Genomic DNA, 17,351 nt, shown 5'->3' with positions numbered 1-17,351 from the left:
ATGATTACCGATGCCTGCCTCGGCCTTGCATGAAACAAAAACTACAATCTCCCGCTCACCAAATTAAAAGATCTCGAAAGCAAGCCCGTGCCCGCCGAACCCGCCCCAGTCGCTTAGCCGCCCGTCGCCATCGGCTTCTCTACGCAACTCAGATGGCGCTTCATCAGCAAAAATTGGTTTTTAACGCGACTATTTTTGCCCCTTCTACTTTATCCTTTGTAGACGAGCCCGCTGAAATGGTGGCTTTCTTAGCTCGATTACGTGCTGTATGCCATCCTAAACAAAAAGTACTGATCAGCTTACAGTATGTCACTCAACTTACTAACTGTGCTCTGTTGCTGCTACGCGCCAAATTGCAAGATGGCGTTAGTTTTACTCGAGGGGCAAAAATATATGTGCGCCCCCCGAAAATGCCGTTGCATCCCGCGTTTGGAACAACTCATTCTACAAGCCACAAAAACCTGGTGTTGCACAACCGTTGGATCAAGCCCTTATTCTAGGACGCCGCCGAGATTTTCATAAGCAAGTAGAAGTAAAACTTGCTGAAGAATTAGTTCACCGGGCTATGAGGTACTTGAGTGGCAGGCCCGAACCACAGGACCACCATGCTGCTTATCGTACTCTTATTGAATGCATGTCCAATACTTTTAAGCACGCTGACCCCCAAACTGAGGCTACTGAAAACTGGTGGGTAGCCAGCTATCCGCACCCCGGTCCTGGACCTAAGCGCTGGTGCTTTGCTTTTGTAGATAATGGGGTAGGTATTCTCAAGAGCCTCGACATCAAAGGCTTCTTTCAACAGTTGAAACGTGTACTAGGCTTAATTCCTAATTATGAGACGCTGCAATTACTTATGGAAGGTAAAATCGGCTCCAGGCTTGGCTTAAGTTACCGTGGCAAGGGCTTACCAGGAATCTATAAAGAGTTACAGCGAGGACGAATTCATAATCTTGTTATCGTAGCTAACGACACGCGGGCAAACTTTGCTACTCATGAATATGTTACCTTAACCCAATCCTTTAGTGGTACGTTCTTATATTGGGAGCTATCTTTGCCCCCTCAGTCATGAAACTCTCTTCGTCATGAATCCCCTCATCCTCACTGTAGCAACTGAATTCTCTCGCACTCCTGGCGTACGTACGCTCAGCGAAGGCGACTCCTCGGGTGAAGTGTTTCTTAGTCGTTATCTTTATCCACGCTTCATTGAAGCAATGGGTCAGGGTAAAACTTTAGTCGTAAACCTTGATGGAACGGCAGGCTACGCTACGTCCTTTTTGGAAGCCTCTTTCGGTGGCCTCGTGCGCGGCGATGAGGAGCACGGTATTCCGGGCACTAGTTTGCGTACTGTACAGCGTTACCTGCGCTTGGTATGCACCGATGACCCATATTTGCTTGAGGAAATAGGTGAATACATGCAGGATGCTGAAATGGCTGCTGCTTAATGCAGAAGCTTGTGCGGGTGTTACTGTGGCTAGTAATCCTGCTGCTAGGTGCTGACCTGGTCTTATTTTTCCTCCAGTCTGATTTCAAAATTGCGCGTGAGTTAAACCCCGTGGATCTTCTCACGGCGTTGCTCACGCTTTTTCTTGCAGTCTATATTCCTACTCGGCTTGAGCGTCGATTAAGCAGTAAACGTTATGAGCTCGAAGTTCTAATACGTGGTACTGAGCGGTTACAAGCAGAATTTTCAACCATCCGTAACCAAGTTGTGGCTGTTCAAGGTTTAATGACTACCGAGCAGGCCGCCGCCATTGTACAAGGCTTCACAAATGCTAGCCACGGCATCAAAACACTTACCGAATTAAGTAAACTGTGTGAGCGACCTGATCTGGAAGCGCCTTTAGCACAGCTCGAGGTGCGTCGACGATCTTTTAAACGACTTGTTACGGGTGGTGGCTTTCAACGTGACCCAGCCTTTCAATATAGCTCCACTCAATTAGCTGCCATCGATGGCAAGTATTACGACAATGACCTCACATTGTCTAAGCTGATCATCCGAATTAATCGGGCACTTTAAAGCCCTTCTTGTATTACCAACGACTTCCTTTTGCAGGTGGAGCATAAAGGTGACTTCAGACATCTAGGACGCATCATGCTATGCCTGAATCGACTTGCCTAGTTTTCAGATCACGCCAAATTACCCTGTTCTAACTCACATCCGCACCCACCACAGCTACCCCAGCTAGTCGAATACGCCAAGTTTTTGCCCTTTAATTCATTACACAAGTCGCTGTCGTGCCCTTATGTGCGTTACTAAGCTCAGCTACTTGATTGTAACCAAACCGGTTCCTTTGTTTATGTCAGCTACAGGTGGAGATGACAGTGTAAAAGGAATGCGTGATCGATTCAGTGGTAATTTTTAGCAGCTCAACGAATTCGTTCGCCCCGAAGCGTTAGGAATCAAGATTACCGATGATGCAGCCGCGGCTACATTTTCAATTAAGGCCAAATAGCCTCTCAACATCACAATCACTGAGGGTAGGTTTCCATATAAACTCAATGATATGCAAGACATTGAGTAGATGGTTTCTTTTCATAAACTCTAGCGAATTCAGATATTTACTAGTTCTCGAAGAGGTAGATTAAGTGCTTGTGCCAAAGAGGCAAGCACATCCAAGGTAGCTGAGTAACGAGCCGTTTCAATACGATACACCGTCGGCTTTGATATGTCCGCTAGATCAGCCAATTCCTGCTGGCTCCAGCCGCGCTGCTCCCGTAACGTTCGCAAATGGAGGCCAAAGGCTACGAGAACCGCTTGATTTTTCACCCCCGCAAGCTCGGGGTGATCAAAAAATAGCCTGTAATCACATGTGACTATATTCGGGATAGTTACGTACGTTTGGATACGTTTTTAATCCCACCCACTGAAAAGTCTTTTATCCGTGGGCCCAGGCTTACTTTCTGTCCTGTATGCATAAAGCTTTTCTGGCCGCTCTGGGTATGATGCTCAGTGGTTGCGGCCCCTAGATCCAGCCGACCAGGTGGTCGGTTCCTATCAGCTGGTTGCTCCTAGCTCTTCGGTGGTTCCGGCGACTGGCATTAGCCTCCAGTTGACTGGGAAGCAAGCCCTCGTGCGCACGGGTTCAGCCGAAGTAGCCAGCCCGTATGAAGTAGTGAATAACTACGTGTATTTACTCCAGGGCGCTAGCCGCATCGACCTGCGCATCGTGAGCCGCGATACGCTCCGCCTGACCAGTGCTTTGGGTACCGTGACCAACTATGTGCTCCATGCTGAGTAATGTGCTGCGCTTCCCGGAGAGAATAGCGCCTAAGCTGGTTGAAGTACAGAAGCCCTCCGGCGGCTATGGCTATGTCCCGAATGCGTTCAACTATCAAGGCTTTCTCGTGCAGCGCCTGTATGTGGGCGTTGGCCCTCCTCAACGTTGGCGCGAGCCCACTACTTCCCAGCAGGTAGGCCGCTTATGGGAGACACACGCGTCCTTCACCCCGCATCTGTTTCCCATCGTATCTGCCGAGGCGGTCCGGGCAGCGGGTCTGGATTACTCAGTCATTTCCGCTTGGATCACGGAGCATAAAGAAGCGGTCTTTACGCACCCCACGTACGCGGCGCTCTGTCTGCGCTGGGGTGAGAATGCCTCTGGCTACCAGGTTGTCCCGGTGGATTTATCCTTCCCCGCTGCTGAGCCCGGCGAGCCCGTGTACTTCACGCCCCGCACCGACTGGCGCACAGGTCACACGCGCTATCACCTGGCTACGCCGCTCGCCGAGAAGTCACCTTTGCACTTGGCCCTGCAATCTCAAGCGGGCCTAGCGGTCTCCTCCTGGCGGGCTGGCGGGGCCTGGAAGCGCTGGTCCATTGATGATCTGCCCGCCGCCCGCCGTGTGCTGGCGGCGCACGGCAACTACCCAAGCTGGCAGCAGCGGCGTAGTGTCTACAAGGTAGACGTATACGCCCCGGCGCAAGGCGGCAAGGCCAGCCAGCGGCAATTCCCAGAGCACACCTGGGAGTTTTCTACCGCCGAGCACGCCCGCCACTGGTATGACCAGTTGCCCGAGGAGCAGGTGGACCCCAAGCACGGGGATCTAGCGGCCCTGTTCTTTCCCTTTGCCGTGCTGCGCCGGCATGAACAGCTCATTGACTACCCCTTTAACGAGCAGGTAACGGCGCGCAAAACCCTGCCCTTGTTGTGGGAGCAGGGGGTGCCTAGTGCTTGGACCCCATCACCCGCACCTGCTTACCCGCCGCCAATAGTGAGTACGGACTTGACTACCCTGGAGCGGCCCGCGGAGTGGCCGCTCGTGACGGTAGCCGAGCTACTCGCCGAGCTGGGTGAGCCCCGCCGGGAACTGGCCGCGCGCCTGGGCCTGACCCCGGCCACCCTGCACCGGCGGGAGCGGAGTCCGACAATGTGGACCGTGGCTGAGCTACAGCGCGTGGCCCAGCTTACGCAATGGCCCTTAGCCACACTGGCCGAATTGCTCGCGCAGGAACTGGCTAGTTAGGAATTGAGCAGCCTCGTCGTATAACGGCCTCCCTTCACTGCAAAGCTCGCAAGAAAAAATTCTCTGAATTCAGTATTCGAAGGATGCTAATGAGCTGCTCTACTAATTTTGGGAAGTAACGTCGTCTCATGGGACCACCTCCCCAGTTACCTACAGGTCGCGATGCGACGCTCACGAAAGTACTTGCTAACCACTAGCTGAGCTGGACCAACTAAACGTCCATAATATCTCGGTATGCAACGGGCGAGCTTTTCGACAGGGCATAGTCGCTCTACGAAGGTTTTATGGGTACAGCACTGGAAACAGGAAGTAGCCCATCATGAACTACTACCTGCAGTTGCTGGATAAGATAGGGGCCAACCAACGCCTTCCCTATTCGCCGCCTTTAGGCCAGGGCATCATTCACCTGAAACCTAGCGCAGCTGAGAGTCCACTACTGCAAAGGATTAATGCATATGTGTAAGAGCGGGCCTGTGAAATCCAAAAACTAGTGACTCTATTGGGGCAAGTGGTCACGTTAAAAGTGCTACATTTTAATTCTAGCAAAAGGTGCCTACTTCGTTTGTCTATGAAACCTGCGCTATGGGCTCAAAAGAGCATAATTGTAGCAAACTCACTGCCCATTGAGCGTGTGCAAAAACAACCAAAAGCGTCTACAAAGCGGGTACAAAAACAACTAAAAGCGGGTACAATGTTGCTTGCAAGTCGGGTACTCTCATTGTTTTACACACTATAGCATACAACAGTAGTCACCGTTTAGATCAGCGGATCTAAGCCCGAGGATCCTAGTCTCTGCCTCACAGTGTATATAGCCAAGTTCAAGTAGCGCTAGTATTTGTTTCCTGTGCCTACTAGCTACATCAGTTCAGATTAGCTGCTCTATATATAATCCGGCACTGGGTGTACTCCTTTGATGCCTTACTGCCACTCCATGTTATAGCGGCTTACCTCTAGTTAGCACACTGCTCGTCCCAAAAAGCAGGGTATCCTCGATTCTTGCCAGCTTCGAGCAATAAATCAGCTAAGTCACTACCGGCTTGCTTATGATTGTCAGCACAAGACTCCATCATATCAGACACGTTTATCTTGAAGCCTTTGCCCCTGAGTTCGGCTGCTTTGCGGGCCCAGGTGTTAAATGCACTTCCATCAGCCGACGCATCGGGATACAAGGTGATGGGGTGAGCATACACTGCCTGCAGTCGGTCCACATTTAAATAGCTTAACGCGCCTACGGCTAGCCAAACAAATGCAGGAAAGTAAGCTGCACAGAGAATAGCCGTCTTTGGCGCTTCCACAATAGCTACAGGGTAGGAGGCAGGTACGGTCTTCAGTTGTGCTAATCCGTAGAGGCAGGGCACCTTTTTCACGTCGTTAGTGGGATTTAGATACGATTGCAACCAGGCCGGCTGTTCAAGCCGGTGCTTGGCACAGCGGCTCGCGTAGGCGGTGTGCACCCAAGTAGTACATCGCTTACGAGTTCCGTCAGGTGCTAGCTGCTTCACGGTTTTGCCCTGCTCATCAAACAGCACAACTTGCCCACTCCGAGCCCGTCCCAGTTCATCGCGCAGCCAAAAGACCGTAGCTCCTGACCAATAAGTAGACGAACCCACCTCGAAGCGAGCCAGCAGGTGATGCGCCATATCCGCGCCCAACTCCGCTTGTAAGAGCCGCGCGAAGTTGTTGTGCTCGTAGTGCTTCAACGTTTGTTGCACGACTTCATCGGGAATGATACACAGAGGCGGCTTCCTGCTTACTGAGAATGAAGGGCGAGAAGAACGAAAATGGGGCGTTGCCACCTCATCCTCTTTTCTTACCATCATCGCGTAACTCGGGGCGCCAGGTCCGCTGGTATATGGGCTTGAGTAATAGCCACAGGTATTTTCCCGATTACACCTACCAAACTGTTCGGGTAGTAGCTCGCCTGTTTTTGTGTCTAGCCAACGCGTAAATTTCTGCAAAGCCCCGCAGTTGGGGCACCGAAAGCGAGTCCTCTTGCCAGCATAAGGCTGGAGGCGGTAGCGTAGGGTAAGCGCCATAAAAAAGTTAGGTGCTGGGCTGCACTTTCTACACTTGCTACACCTTACCTGAGGCAAGAAGTGTAGTAAGTGCAAGAAGTGTAAGCTCTCAGCTAACATTTTTTAGAATGAAGACGGCTTTTTAATCACGAAGTGGACATGTCCACTATTGCGGCGAGTGCCCTCTATACCACTGTTTGCGAGACGCTTGGCAAAATTTCGACTGTTAACTGGCTTAGAGCCCTCTTCTATACAGAAGTTGCGGTACTCTCCATACAGTACTTGCCGCGTGATAGTGTGATCGACATGCGGCACGTATTCACATTCATCTAGGAACGAACGCACGCTGTCTGCCTGGTTCTTATACATCTCGACCTGCTGCCGGATTGTTTCACTATCCGTGAATCGGTTCTGCTTTAATAGACGTTGAAGTCCCTCCAACACCCAATTAAATACGCCTGACAGTTCGTAAGCAATAATCTTAGCGGGCAATTGCCGATCCTGTTCTGCCTCTGGAATCGTGACGTTGAAGGGGATGATAAGAAAGCGCCGAAAATAGGCCGGTGTATGCTCCACATCGGTCGGCAGTTCATTACAGTTAAAGATGAGCTTGGCGTAGTCCGTAATAGTAAAGGACTGTCCGTAGAGAAAGCGAGCTTCTACGGGCTCTCCGGACACTAGCTGCTTGAACACATTAGCGTCCAGTTTACCATTGATCTCGCTGGCGTAATTCACTAATGCATTGGTTAAGTGCGGGCGGCTAGTTGATGATTCAGCCGTTAGGCTTTGCAGCGAATAGTTGCTCACATTTTCCTTCCCCAGTAAGGCCATCACTACCTCAAAAAAGACTGATTTGCCATTCGCTCCCGATCCATGGAGTAAGAGGGCTTTCTCCAGTTTGAGCTTAGCATGGGGCACGAAAAGGTAGCCTAGAAACTCCGCTAACACTTGTTGACAAGCTTTATCCGGTAGTACCCGGTCTAAAAACTGCTGGAATAGGGGCGCCGTTGCCTTGGGATCATAGGCGAAAGGCAACTGATGGGTTAAATAATCGTGACGGTTGTGTGCTAGCAACTGCTGGCTATCAGTACCAATATGGTAAGTGCCATTAACTAGATTGATCTTCACGACATCCCGAGTTCCTTTGCGCCCCGGCGCGTAAGCAGAATTTAAGAACTGCTCCTGGAGGTTATCGGCAAATCGTACATACCGGGCATCGAACTTGTTAACGCCCATTTTTTCGGCCGCTTTTTGCAGAAAGGCCTTCAGCTCCTCCATCTCTAAAGACTTCCAAAAAGTCCCGTTATAGGCGTACAAATAGGCACCGGACCGCCACAACCCCCAGTTATTCCGGTTGGCCACATCTAGGACTTTTTCGGCAACCATAATCAAATAGTGCTTCTGCCGAAGTTTTTCGTCATCATTTTCCAATCTAGCTGCCTCCCGAAAATCAACTACCGTAATCTGCTCTAGTAACTTGGTTAATACCTCAGTATGTGGGAGCACCAACGTACTTGGTAACTGGTGCGCATTAGCATCCTGTTGGATACGCTGCTGAAGGTCTTTCAGCATACAAGGGGGCGGGGTGCTCTTTAACATATTGTCCCCCTTCTCACTTTAGATTCTAACTCACGACCAATTGGGCGAAGAAGCCAGGCTTGGTGCCAAGCGCTTAGATAGGGAAAGACTATCATTTCCATGTTAGTAGCCTTTTTTGGTAGCGGGCCGTGCTGCTAGCGACGGGGAGGCAGCGTCCGAAGACTCATCGCGCCGTTTGCCTTGTTCTACCCACGCCAGTAAATCGGCACGGTGGAAGTAGAGCTTGTTGCCTCTTTTGGCGTGAGGAATAGCCCGCGCTGATACAAGAGCGTACAGGCGGGCCTTGCTTAGCCGAGTTACTTCCTGTGCTAACTCCATACCACCCACTTCTGCGACGGGCTGAGTAGAATTACTGCGTAAATGCTGCAGTGCCTCTAAGGTCAACGCTTCCAGGTTGATTAGCCGAGCGTTGATAAGTTCAAAGGGATTATGCATTGTGACTGTTGTTAAGTGACAATGCAAAGGTGAATCAGTCCCTAGGTGCATAACCGGTTATAACCGGTTATAGAATTTTAGCACGAATCGTACTTAACTCATTATCAGCCTGCTCTCGTTGCTGTTTGTTTAAATAAGGAATGACCGATTCGATAGCGTTGATAAGTGGTTTAATTTTTTTCCCCGTTACATTAATCCTATCCCCTACTTGGGCAATCTCGATATAACGTTGGTACAACTTCGTTCCACTATTGGGACTGCGGTGACCATTCTCTTCCGCCAGCTGCTTCGCCCTGATGTCATTACGTATGACTTTTCCTTGATAGATAGCAATAAGCGCAACTTGACGTAGAGTTAGATCAGTTGGTTTATGCTGTATTTTTTTGTCAATGGTAGGAGGCAATACTTCACTTGATTCATTCAGCATTTTTAATTCGAAAGCTTGAAGCCAGCGCTTCGCCTCTTCCAACCGGGGAAGCGATAGGCGATGATCTTCTCCATCAGAGTTTACTAAAAGCTCATTGATGCGTTCCTCTACTATCTGGCGTAAATAATAGACATCTGCTGCGTTAAACACTTCTTCATAATAAGTTACCAACACATCCTCAAAGCGTTGCAATTCTTTATATAGTGCAACAGCAATTTCATGTGTTAGCGTTTTTTCGACAATGGGTAGTAACCAAGTAGGATAAGAAGGATAATAGGGAATCGGTGCCCCCAGACTGTTTTCAAACGTTGAGAATTTTTCGTGGAATGCCTCATATTCCTCCCGCTTGTCAGGTCTGCTTATTTTGCTTCGCAATAAGTAATCATGCAGAGCTTCCTGAGCAAACCGATTAGTTTCTTCTAAACTACGAACACCTGGTTTAAGCTTAAAAAGATTTATAACAGCCCTACTAAAAGCCATTTTTTTTGCTTTTGCTCTCTTCTCGTTCATCTGGGAATACGTCTTTTACTTTAAGACTACAACAAAGCCCACCTAGACACAGAAGAATCATCTTTCAAGGTAAGAGTGAATACGCCATTGGAGACTTGTATGTTAACATCACTCAGCTCAAGTGCCAAGCACCATTTGGTTCATTGCATCTTGGGCTAAATCAAAGCAGTGATAGGGAGAGTAAATAGTCCCGCCGCGGCGCATCAGCCGCAAATTCATCTCCCTGATACTATGGCTAAAGGATGGCTCCTGGTTTAACGCACTCAATAAGTGTTGTAAACTTTTGAAATCGATCCGGTATTGATCTGTGCCTGCGGCTCGATAAGCGGAGGCTTTGATCGACAAAGCATAGGAGCGTAAAAACCAAGCTTTATAAGACATAGTCGGAAAGCAACTCCCGGTTACAATCGCAAAGGCAAAAGAGTCTTTTGTTTTCTTCTCTTCACCCGCCACCAGTACCTCCATCCCATTGATACTTAAGGCGAAATAACGGGGGTAAGTGCTCTTATTCGTGGAAGGCAGACAGCTCAGTGCCCAAAAGGACTGTTCTGTCTTCTTGAAAGCAGGAATAACCTGCTTGATGTAGGCCGAGAGTACAGCCCTGACCTGCGGGTAAACAGGCTGGTCTTGCAGCTGCAGGAAGTTTTGATGATACTTGAACCTGAATTTCTCCTCAATCGACGAGCTTAAGTCTATTCCGTCATTATTGAGTGGTTCGCCACATCTAAGCCATGCTTCTTGTTCGGCCGGAGTGACGAGCAGATCTAAGTCGGTTTCACCAATAACATTAGTCACAAAGGTTTTATTGGTAAGCAGCATTCCCGCCTGCTCAGCCTGTTGGATGAGATGCTGTTCCACTTCATCCAGTTTCCCCTTGGGTACATCCTGAAACCAATAGTGCTCAATGGTATCGTAGTTCTTACGGTGTTGAGCAAAGCGCTTCACTGCGTCAACTGCCTGCCCTATATAGAAACTGTTATTTCTAAAACGAAGTAGGTAGATTCCACAACGGTTTTTTGAGACTGGAAAAAGGTCAGCAATTGAAACCCGCCCGCGCACCGAATGACCACCTAATGCATGAAATCCAAGCTTATCAATAGGTGACAGCATCAGTGAATGAAATAAAATAGGACAACAATACAAAATGACTAGAGCCAACATATGAAACGTTGCTGGCTTCGGCTTTCAGGAATGGCGCGGCGTTATCGAGCAATAAATTTACAATCCCCTACAGCAGACCCTCAAAAGCTGTGTCTACCAATTCCGACGCAAAGGAATCCAGATATACGGCTGTAACTGCTTCCGACTTGTGTCCCATTGCTTGGCTAATGAGAGCTGTATTGGTGCCCTTAAGCTTAAGTGTGGTAGCAAAGGAGTGTCGGGCTACGTACGTGGTGAGAGGAGTAGCAATACCAGCCTGCTTCCCCATCACTTTCAATGCCTTATTTACCCAGCCTAATACATTGTGCAGCCGCACCATTCTTTTGGCTGGTGTTGTATGCTTAGTGACATCAAGAAAGGGAAAGATGTACCCATCGGGTGTGGTACGGGTAATAGGGGAGTAGCTGGATACGATGGCGGCGGCCGGCCCCAGCAATTTCAGGGAAAACTTGCCGCCCGTCTTCTGCCGCACATACTCAAGCCTTTCCGGATGGCCTGTTGCAGGGTCACTTCCGCTCACATCTCGCCAACGCAGCTGAGCTAAGTCGACAAAGTTGATACCGCCAGCATAGAAGGAGAATAGGAACGCATCCTTGGCTAGCCGCTGCCGGTTGATGGTGGGATTTAATTGCTCTAGTTTCCGCAGTTCTTCCCGTGGTAAGGCCCGCTTTTTCGTACTTACATCAAACCTACTAATACTGTATTTGTGTTGCTCAGCTCGATTCCGTGCGAAGGGATATAACTCCGCCTTAGCTAATCCCGTGGCAATAGCTTTGTTGAAGATAGCTCGTAGGGTGCGAAACCTCACTGATAAGGAAGTGTCTTCAGTGCCCGTAGCTCGCATAAACTGTTCCCAGTCATGACAGAAGGCAACCGTGACCTGTGAGAAGGGAATATCTGAGGTGCCCGGATGCTCTTTATCCAAAAAGTGAGCGAGCTGGCTGCGTGTGTCCCGATATACACGGGCGTTGCCCAGCTGGCTAACTGCTGTCTGTTCAGCGATGAGTTCGTCAAAGTAGGCCAGCAGCTTTACGCGGCGAGTGGCCCGGCGGCTCTGGCTAACTTTACTCAGAACTGTTTCGGCATCGTGCTGCTCGTCAGCGGAGGCTAAGTCTTCGGCTGCTTGTTCATAGGTAGCTGCTTTTGCTTCCAGCTTTCGCCAGAGAGCTTTCGCGTCGCCGGGATAATTGCGCCGAATTTCTTTTTTCTCGAAGTTATAATACCTTGGCTGCAAGCTTACGCCAGTAGATCGGTATAGCTGCTTACGGTTCTTTGTGATCCGAATCAAAAACGGGTGAGAGCCATCGGCTAGAACCTTACCCGTGAAGTAGACGATCTTGACGGTGGCAGTTCCTTCTTTGTGGTCAGTGGTTTTGCTCATAAGTCGTATGAACCGCAGTTGGTTCATACAGCGGTTCATACAAGTATAATAAAAAGCCTTGTACTGTTAATAAAGAACAATAGCTCTTATCTTCTAAAAAGCCCTTTTTACCCAATGCTGCTAAGTAATGATAGCGTATGTGTTTAGGCCTAAGCATGCCTTCTAAGCAGTAGGTCAGGAGTTCGAATCTCTTACGGGGTACATTACAAGTGCGCCACTCAGCTTTATTGCTGAGTGGCTTTTTTATTGCCATTTGTGGCCAAAAAATGATACTCCGAGCATGAGAAGAACTTGAAGAACTCTAAGAGAAAAACGAGTTTAAACAAAAATTGAGCAGCTACTAAAAAGCGATGATTAATATTGATTAAGTTCAATTATTATAATGTTTGTGAGATCTTCTATTAATTGTATGAATAAGTACTATGAGTTCAACTTATACTTTACTAATAATGAATAATAAATTGTATTCACAACCTTAAAAACTTCTTTAAAACATCAAACAACATTGAATATTATTTACATTTTAATAAGAAGCTAGCTATATATATTTGCCCATCAACATTTTACAAAAGATCAGATGGGATCTAAAATTATACTTTTACAACTTTTGATTTGCTTTTTAAGTCATTCGCTTTCTGCGAATACTTATTACGTTAGCCCATATGGCGATGACAATGCTAGTGGTACTTCGGTCTCAACAGCTTGGCATTCACTTAATCGTGTTAACGCGGGAAAATACCAACCTGGGGATCGGATTTTGCTGGCGGGCGGCGAGACCTTTAAGGGTAACATCTGGTTGCGCGGCAATAGTCAGGGTACGGCCGAAAAGCCCATCATAATTAGTTCCTATGGTCATGGCAACGCTACTATTGAAAGTGGTGCTGCTTTCGGCTTCTATGGATATAATATGGCAGGCATTGAACTGCGGCGTCTGAATTTTGTGGGTTCAGGTCGCCTGACCAATAAGGACTCTGGCATTCAGTTTTATCTTGACTCAGCCAACACTACGCTGAATCACGTGCGATTAGATAGCATTGATGTGAGTGGCTACCAATCAACGGGTATCATAATTGGCAGTTGGAACGGCAATAGTGGTTACAACAATGTGCGGATAACTAACTCGAAAGCACACGCAAATGGCGAAGCAGGAATTTCTTCATATGCCGAAAACATAGGTGCCCACACTAACTGGTACGTTGGCAATTGCAAAGCCTTTGATAATTCTGGTCGAGAAGATATTACTCATCATAACACTGGCAACGGTATTGTTCTTTCAGGTATCAGTGGAGCTTTAATCGAGCATTGTGAGGCGTATAATAATGGCTGGCTTAATTCTTATCCGAACGGTGGCCCGGTAGGAATATGGGGATGGAATTGCAACAATTTAGTGATTCAGGAGTGTGAATCTCATCATAATCGCTCGGGGATGAATCATGATGGTGGTGGATTTGATTTGGATGGGGGCTGCACCAATTCTGTGCTGCAGTACAACTACTCGCATGATAATGACGGTGCCGGTTACCTCATTGCCCAATATCCTGGTGCACCGCCTCTTACTGATGTAACCATTCGATATAATATTAGTGTTAACGATGCGCGACGCTATAATCAGGGTGCAATTCAGTTGTGGTCGTCAGGAGATAATGGCGGTATTCAACGGGCTTCTATTCACAATAATACCGTCTACCTCGCGCCTCCTGCTAATGGTTCACATCCGAAAGCAGTGTATGTAATGAGTGGTGGTGTTAGTGATATTACCTTTCAAAACAATGTGCTGCATACCACAGATGGAATACCAGTAATAAGTATTGAAGGGGCTGCTACAAACGATGTACGCTTTCAAGGCAATTGCTATTGGAGTGCTGATGCAGAGCTTAGCTTGTGGTGGGGCGGCACGCGCTATACTACGCTCAGTGCCTGGCGTGCGGGCGCAGGTCAGGAGCAGATTGGCGCGAAGGCAACGGGTATCAACGCTGACCCGGAGTTCATGACGTCGGGTGTGGAGCCTGTTGTGGCTCAGCGCGCATTTACCACATCCAAATACACCGAGGTAGGTTATACGCTGCTGCCATCATCCAGCCTGTTGGGAGCAGGATTAAACCTGCTCACTGAGTTTGGAAAAGAACCTGGCCTGCGAGATTACTTTGGAAACCCTACGGCAAAAGCGGGAACCCAAGGCAACATTGGAGCTTCGGAAAACAGAAACCTGATCCTATCCTCCCGCTCAGGCACAATGAATAGCTTGCAGTCGTGGTGCACGGCTTATCCTACCCAGGCTACGGAGACTGTATACATCACATTTGCCTCCGATGTTATTCGTAATAAGCCGGTTAGTGTGAAGCTCTATGATATGCAGGGACGGCTAGCTCGCAATCAAAATTTCACGCGTCCGGATACAAAGGATGCGGCTTTCTCGGTGCACGGACTAGCAGCTGGACACTATTTGCTGCGAGTGGAAAGCGGAAATCTTAGCTCATCTCAATCCGTTATCGTAACCCAATAAGAGAAACTGGCTGCCAACATTCTATTTCAGGTAAGATGCAAATAGAATTAGGACAGTGATTTACTATAAAAAAGCCCCCCAGAACTGCTCTGGGGGCTTTTTTGATACTGCGTTTCGATGTGATGGGCTTAATTTAACCAGACGGTATACAGCAGCTCAAAGCGGTGAGGAGCAAAGGCATTAAAGTAAGGCGCTTCTGCTTGAAAGCCCAATACATGGACTAAAGGAATGCCTTCCAAATGAGAGTCAACGACACGCACAGGATAAAACTGGCCTTCCTCAGGCCAATCACCGCTGTGATTGAAAGGTCGGTCGGCGGCATTGAGGCAGCGGGCATACTCAACGAATGGAGCGTGGCGAGTAGCTTCGGCTAGCGTAAGGTTGGCAACTTCGTGTGACATAGAGGCAAATGTAGCAGGTTTCAGAACTACGATCCATAGGGCAGAGTTCCGTTTGGTTGATCAGTACAAGAGCTATAGTAGCAGGTATGATGCGCTTTGCCCGGAGCAAGTAATGCTAATGAGGCTGGTAAAAGTGGCGTTAAATGGCAACCGAGGGTTGTATAAAATTGTGATATGATACGCTCTCTGTATATAAGCGGGTAGTACCAAAAGCGGCTGTTAATCAATCTGCAAAGCAGGTCCATTTTGATTGCTAGCATAGGGGGTCCAATCCGGGTTTGGCTGGCAAAAACCGATTAAAAATGGTATCTTTGCCTATTAACACTGACGCTGAATTTACCCGCATTCCATGAGCGAAACGAAAGAGAAAAGAGTCCCCGCTGAGTACTCTGCGGATAGTATTCAAGTACTGGAAGGACTGGAAGCCGTACGCAAGCGGCCATCGATGTACATCGGTGATACGGGGGTTAAGGGCCTGCACCATTTGGTGTGGGAAGTAGTCGATAACTCAATCGATGAAGCCTTGGCCGGCCACTGCGACCGAATTGAAGTCACCATCAACGAAAATAACTCAGTTACCGTCCGCGACAACGGTCGCGGCATCCCCGTCGACTTCCACCAAAAGGAAGGTCGTTCAGCCCTAGAGGTTGTAATGACAGTGCTCCACGCGGGGGGCAAATTCGACAAGGATTCCTATAAGGTTTCCGGCGGTTTGCACGGCGTAGGCGTAAGCTGCGTGAATGCACTCAGCAAAGACCTGAAAGTAACTGTGCGCCGCAATGGCCACCTCTACGAGCAGGAGTACAAAATCGGAGTTCCGCAGTATCCGGTAAAGCAAATTGGTGATACCGAAGAGCACGGCACGCAGGTAGAGTTTCTGCCTGATGATACTATCTTCACGGAGTCGGTTTACAAGTACGAAACCATTGCCACTCGTCTGCGCGAACTGTCGTACTTGAACAAAGGTATCCGCATCACGCTCACCGACCGCCGCGATAATGACGTGGACGGCAACTTCCTCTATGAAGAGTTTTATTCGGAGGGCGGCCTGAGCGAGTTTGTTGGCTACCTTGATGCTGGCCGTACAGTGCTGATGCCAAAGCCAATTCACGTAATCAGTGAGAAGGGTGGCACGCCGGTCGAGGTTGCTTTGCAATACAACGACTCGTACCAGGAGCACATTTTTAGCTACGTCAACAACATCAATACCATCGAAGGTGGTACGCACGTGGCTGGCTTCCGCTCGGCCCTTACGCGTACGCTGAAGGCCTACGCCGACAAGTCGGGTATGCTGGAGAAGGCGAAGGTGGAGATTCAGGGCGACGACTTCCGCGAAGGCCTGACCGCTGTCATTTCGGTGAAAGTGCAGGAGCCTCAGTTTGAAGGCCAGACCAAGACCAAACTGGGTAACTCCGATGTGAGTGGCGCTGTAAACCAGGCAGTGGGCGAAATCCTGAACCAATACCTGGAAGAGAATCCCAAAGAAGCCCGTATTATCGTTGAGAAGGTGATTCTGGCAGCTCGGGCTCGTATTGCGGCCCGTAAGGCCCGCGAAATGGTGCAGCGCAAGACCGTGCTGGGCTCGAACTCTTTGCCTGGTAAGCTAGCCGACTGCTCCGAGTCGAATCCGGAAATCTGCGAGCTGTATCTGGTCGAGGGCGACTCGGCTGGCGGTACTGCCAAGCAGGGCCGCAACCGGGCCTTCCAGGCTATTCTGCCATTGCGGGGTAAGATCCTGAACGTGGAGAAAGCCCAGGAGCACCGCATTTACGAAAACGAGGAAATCAAGAACATGATTACCGCGTTGGGCGTGTCGTTTGGCACTCCGGCCGATGTGGAAGCGGGCATTGAGGCCGATCCTAAGGGCCTGAACATCTCAAAGCTGCGCTATCACAAAATCATCATCATGACCGATGCTGATATTGACGGTTCGCACATTCGTACCCTGATTCTGACTTTCTTCTTCCGCTATATGAAGCCACTGGTCGACAATGGCTACATCTTCATTGCGCTGCCACCCTTGTATCTGGTGAAGCGTGGTAAGGAAGAGCGCTATTGCTGGACCGAGCAGGAGCGCCAGGTTGCTCAGGAAGAGCTAGGCCGCGGTAAGCCCGAAACGGTGAACGTGCAGCGCTACAAGGGTCTCGGGGAAATGAACGCCGAGCAGCTTTGGACCACTACTATGCAGCCCGATACCCGTTCGCTGAAGCGTGTAGACGTGGAGTCGGCTGCGGAAGCTGACCATTTGTTCTCTATGCTCATGGGCGACGAAGTAGCGCCGCGCCGTGAATTCATCGAGAAAAATGCCAAGTACGCCAAGCTGGACGTATAGAGGCAGTAGTAGCAAAAAAGCCCCCAGCGTGCTGGGGGCTTTTTTTGTTTACAACTACATCTAGCAAAACATACCATGATCCAAATTTTGGAGTTATCTTTTAGTAACAACTAGTATAGATTC

General features: G+C 49.1%; 16 protein-coding genes and 1 pseudogene. 8 read left to right on the top strand and 9 right to left on the bottom strand.

All coding sequences use genetic code 11. The features are described from left to right. Positions 1–29: 29 nt before the first annotated feature. From H9L05_RS19565 to H9L05_RS19550, 4 genes are read left to right on the top strand one after another with little or no spacing between them, the layout of a single operon-like run. Entirely contained in the window at positions 30–500 is a 471-nt protein-coding gene (locus tag H9L05_RS19565; protein ID WP_187732331.1) for a hypothetical protein, read from the top strand. Then, positions 479–1,069: a hypothetical protein gene (locus H9L05_RS19560; protein ID WP_187732330.1), complete on the top strand. Its 591-nt coding sequence runs from the start codon at positions 479–481 to the stop codon at positions 1,067–1,069. Before H9L05_RS19565 ends, H9L05_RS19560 begins: the two co-directional genes overlap by 22 nt. 13 nt (positions 1,070–1,082) lie before the next feature. Then, positions 1,083–1,442, top strand: coding sequence for an STAS-like domain-containing protein (locus tag H9L05_RS19555; protein WP_187732329.1), 360 nt, complete (start codon positions 1,083–1,085; stop codon positions 1,440–1,442). After that, positions 1,442–2,017: a hypothetical protein gene (locus H9L05_RS19550; RefSeq protein ID WP_187732328.1), complete on the top strand. Its 576-nt coding sequence runs from the start codon at positions 1,442–1,444 to the stop codon at positions 2,015–2,017. The genes H9L05_RS19555 and H9L05_RS19550 overlap by 1 nt, the downstream gene beginning before the upstream one ends. 534 nt (positions 2,018–2,551) lie before the next feature. Here H9L05_RS19550 and H9L05_RS27035 read toward each other — a convergent pair. Then, entirely contained in the window at positions 2,552–2,767 is a 216-nt protein-coding gene (locus H9L05_RS27035) for a helix-turn-helix domain-containing protein (protein ID WP_187732327.1), read from the bottom strand. Positions 2,768–2,954: 187 nt separating this feature from the next. On the opposite strand from H9L05_RS27035, the gene H9L05_RS19540 reads away from it, so the two are divergent. Both H9L05_RS19540 and H9L05_RS19535 read left to right on the top strand, forming a co-directional pair. Continuing rightward, a complete protein-coding gene (locus tag H9L05_RS19540; protein WP_187732326.1) occupies positions 2,955–3,239 on the top strand; it encodes a hypothetical protein in 285 nt (94 codons plus the stop codon). Then, entirely contained in the window at positions 3,229–4,464 is a 1,236-nt protein-coding gene (locus H9L05_RS19535; protein WP_187732325.1) for a helix-turn-helix domain-containing protein, read from the top strand. Before H9L05_RS19540 ends, H9L05_RS19535 begins: the two co-directional genes overlap by 11 nt. Positions 4,465–5,414: 950 nt before the next feature. Here the strand turns inward: H9L05_RS19535 and H9L05_RS19530 are convergent. The 7 genes and pseudogenes from H9L05_RS19530 to H9L05_RS19505 form a co-directional block, all read right to left on the bottom strand. Then, a complete protein-coding gene (locus tag H9L05_RS19530) occupies positions 5,415–6,176 on the bottom strand; it encodes a DUF6371 domain-containing protein (RefSeq protein WP_187732324.1) in 762 nt (253 codons plus the stop codon). Positions 6,177–6,323: 147 nt separating this feature from the next. Continuing rightward, positions 6,324–6,500, bottom strand: a pseudogene (locus H9L05_RS27030) (PG0870-related protein); the annotation flags it as partial. Positions 6,501–6,602: 102 nt separating this feature from the next. After that, positions 6,603–8,051 carry a DNA primase family protein gene (locus H9L05_RS19525; RefSeq protein ID WP_187732323.1) on the bottom strand — a complete coding sequence of 483 codons (1,449 nt, stop codon included), beginning with the start codon at positions 8,049–8,051 and terminating at the stop codon, positions 6,603–6,605. A 129-nt stretch (positions 8,052–8,180) separates the two neighbouring features. After that, entirely contained in the window at positions 8,181–8,513 is a 333-nt protein-coding gene (locus tag H9L05_RS19520) for a helix-turn-helix domain-containing protein (protein WP_187732322.1), read from the bottom strand. Positions 8,514–8,580: 67 nt separating this feature from the next. Further along, complete coding sequence (locus tag H9L05_RS19515) at positions 8,581–9,450, bottom strand: hypothetical protein (RefSeq protein ID WP_187732321.1); 870 nt, start codon at positions 9,448–9,450, stop codon at positions 8,581–8,583. Between the two features lie 117 nt (positions 9,451–9,567). Beyond that, positions 9,568–10,560 (bottom strand): GIY-YIG nuclease family protein, encoded by a 993-nt coding sequence (locus H9L05_RS19510; protein ID WP_187732320.1) that lies wholly within the window; start codon positions 10,558–10,560, stop codon positions 9,568–9,570. Positions 10,561–10,678: 118 nt separating this feature from the next. After that, complete coding sequence (locus H9L05_RS19505; protein WP_187732319.1) at positions 10,679–11,992, bottom strand: site-specific integrase; 1,314 nt, start codon at positions 11,990–11,992, stop codon at positions 10,679–10,681. A gap of 577 nt (positions 11,993–12,569) precedes the next feature. Between H9L05_RS19505 and H9L05_RS19500 the strand changes: the two genes are divergently transcribed. Then, positions 12,570–14,495, top strand: coding sequence for a T9SS type A sorting domain-containing protein (locus H9L05_RS19500; RefSeq protein WP_187732318.1), 1,926 nt, complete (start codon positions 12,570–12,572; stop codon positions 14,493–14,495). Positions 14,496–14,623: 128 nt separating this feature from the next. Here the strand turns inward: H9L05_RS19500 and H9L05_RS19495 are convergent, their stop codons facing one another. Further along, positions 14,624–14,896 carry a hypothetical protein gene (locus H9L05_RS19495; RefSeq protein WP_187732317.1) on the bottom strand — a complete coding sequence of 91 codons (273 nt, stop codon included), beginning with the start codon at positions 14,894–14,896 and terminating at the stop codon, positions 14,624–14,626. A gap of 349 nt (positions 14,897–15,245) precedes the next feature. On the opposite strand from H9L05_RS19495, the gene gyrB reads away from it, so the two are divergent. Beyond that, a complete protein-coding gene (gene gyrB / locus H9L05_RS19490) occupies positions 15,246–17,228 on the top strand; it encodes a DNA topoisomerase (ATP-hydrolyzing) subunit B (RefSeq protein ID WP_187732316.1) in 1,983 nt (660 codons plus the stop codon). The last annotated feature ends 123 nt before the right edge of the window (positions 17,229–17,351 follow it).

Origin of the sequence: Hymenobacter qilianensis (assembly GCF_014489555.1) — a bacterium.
In the GTDB taxonomy this organism is placed as follows: domain Bacteria; phylum Bacteroidota; class Bacteroidia; order Cytophagales; family Hymenobacteraceae; genus Hymenobacter; species Hymenobacter qilianensis.
This window is presented reverse-complemented; position numbering and strand designations above follow the sequence as displayed.

Bases quoted from the DNA above. Each gene is read 5' to 3' on its own strand.
- H9L05_RS19510 (WP_187732320.1), bottom strand. From the start codon at position 10,560: ATGCTGTCACCTATTGATAAGCTTGGATTTCATGCATTAGGTGGTCAT.
- H9L05_RS19555 (WP_187732329.1), top strand. From the start codon at position 1,083: ATGAATCCCCTCATCCTCACTGTAGCAACTGAATTCTCTCGCACTCCT.
- H9L05_RS19550 (WP_187732328.1), top strand. From the start codon at position 1,442: ATGCAGAAGCTTGTGCGGGTGTTACTGTGGCTAGTAATCCTGCTGCTA.
- H9L05_RS19495 (WP_187732317.1), bottom strand. From the start codon at position 14,896: ATGTCACACGAAGTTGCCAACCTTACGCTAGCCGAAGCTACTCGCCAC.
- H9L05_RS19515 (WP_187732321.1), bottom strand. From the start codon at position 9,450: ATGAACGAGAAGAGAGCAAAAGCAAAAAAAATGGCTTTTAGTAGGGCT.
- H9L05_RS19520 (WP_187732322.1), bottom strand. From the start codon at position 8,513: ATGCATAATCCCTTTGAACTTATCAACGCTCGGCTAATCAACCTGGAA.
- H9L05_RS19565 (WP_187732331.1), top strand. From the start codon at position 30: ATGAAACAAAAACTACAATCTCCCGCTCACCAAATTAAAAGATCTCGA.
- H9L05_RS19500 (WP_187732318.1), top strand. From the start codon at position 12,570: ATGGGATCTAAAATTATACTTTTACAACTTTTGATTTGCTTTTTAAGT.
- H9L05_RS19535 (WP_187732325.1), top strand. From the start codon at position 3,229: ATGCTGAGTAATGTGCTGCGCTTCCCGGAGAGAATAGCGCCTAAGCTG.
- gyrB (WP_187732316.1), top strand. From the start codon at position 15,246: ATGAGCGAAACGAAAGAGAAAAGAGTCCCCGCTGAGTACTCTGCGGAT.
- H9L05_RS19505 (WP_187732319.1), bottom strand. From the start codon at position 11,992: ATGAGCAAAACCACTGACCACAAAGAAGGAACTGCCACCGTCAAGATC.
- H9L05_RS19525 (WP_187732323.1), bottom strand. From the start codon at position 8,051: ATGCTGAAAGACCTTCAGCAGCGTATCCAACAGGATGCTAATGCGCAC.